We start from the raw sequence: 1,268 nt of genomic DNA, 5'->3' as shown, positions 1-1,268 counted from the left end.
GCCTTGTCCGTGCCAATCCTGGGCGAGAAGGTCGGCTGGCGGCGCTGGAGCGCCGTCGTGGTGGGCTTCATCGGCGTCCTGATCATGCTGCGCCCGGGCAGTGGCCTGTTTGGCCCCGCTGCCTTGTGCATGCTGGCCGCATCCGGCCTGTGGGGCTTCATCCATGCCGTAGTGCGCCTGGCCCGCGACGACCATCCGGCCACCTTCGCGGTCTGGGTCTGTGCCGGCATATTCCTGGGGATGCTGCCGGTCCTGCCGTTCGTCTGGACCACCCCGACCCTGCCGCAGCTCGCCGTCTCCTTCCTGGGCGGCCTGCTGGGCGGCTGTGGCTTCACCCTGATGTCGCTGGCCTATGCGAGGGCGGAGGCCGGGGTGGTGGCACCGTTTCAGTATATACAGATGCTGTACGCCGCGGTGATCGGCCTGGTCGTGTTCGGCGACCCGCTGCCGGATGGCTGGACCTGGCTTGGCACCGCAATCGTGATCGCGTCCGGCATCTACATCATCCATCGCGAGACGGTGCGTCGGCGCGAGGCGGTGGCCCTGCAGCGGCTGACGGTGGTTGGTCAGCCGGGCTGACGCTTCAGCGCCGGCGCCGTGTTTGCCCCTGGCCGCGCAGCCGGGGCGGTGCCGTGCGGTAGCCGGGCTTGGGCGGCGGTGCCGCCACCTGGACCACCACCTTGCCGGTACTGCGCCGTTCCTTCAGCAGGGCCAGGGCGTCCTGGCCCTGCTCCAGCGGCAGGACCTGGGCGACGTGCGGCCGAATCCGGCCCTCGTCCAGCCAGGCGAACAACTGCTCGAAGCTCTCGCGCAGGCGGCCCGGGTCGTGCTTGCGGTAGCTGCCCCAGAAGAAGCCCAGGGCTGCGATGTTCTTCACCAGCAGGAGGTTTGCCGGGATCTGCGGGATCTCGCCGGACGCGAAGCCCACGACCACGATCCGGCCCTCCCAGGCCGTCACCCGCAGCGACAGGTCGAACAGGGCACCGCCCACCGCATCGAACACCACGTCCACGCCGCGCCCGCCGGTAAGCTCCCTGATCCTGGTGCGCAGCTCCGGATCCTCGCTATCCAGTGCATGGTCCGCACCATGCTCGGCGGCCAGCGCCGCGCGCGCCTCGCCGCGTGCGGTCGCGATCACCTTGGCTCCCATGGCTTTGCCGACCTCGACTGCCGCCAGGCCCACCCCGCCGGCAGCGCCATGCACCAGCAGCACCTCGCCCGGCAGGAGCTGGGCCCGCCACGACAGGGCACCCAGCGCCGTGCCGTAG

Annotated in this window: 2 protein-coding genes; one reads left to right on the top strand and one right to left on the bottom strand. The window is 70.7% G+C overall.

Annotated features, from left to right (window positions below; all coding sequences use genetic code 11):
- On the top strand, window positions 1-579 hold a 579-nt coding region (locus EQG76_RS23125), incomplete at its 5' end, for a DMT family transporter (RefSeq protein WP_159716691.1).
- A gap of 4 nt (window positions 580-583) precedes the next feature.
- Here the strand turns inward: EQG76_RS23125 and EQG76_RS23120 are convergent.
- Window positions 584-1,268, bottom strand: a 685-nt coding sequence (locus EQG76_RS23120) for an NADPH:quinone oxidoreductase family protein (protein WP_159716689.1), incomplete at its 5' end; no start/stop codon positions are given.

Origin of the sequence: Geminicoccus flavidas (genome assembly GCF_009806515.1) — a bacterium.
In the GTDB taxonomy this organism is placed as follows: Bacteria; Pseudomonadota; Alphaproteobacteria; order Geminicoccales; family Geminicoccaceae; genus Geminicoccus; species Geminicoccus flavidus.
Note: the sequence above shows the minus strand (reverse complement) of the source record. Positions and strands in the feature narration are given on the sequence as shown.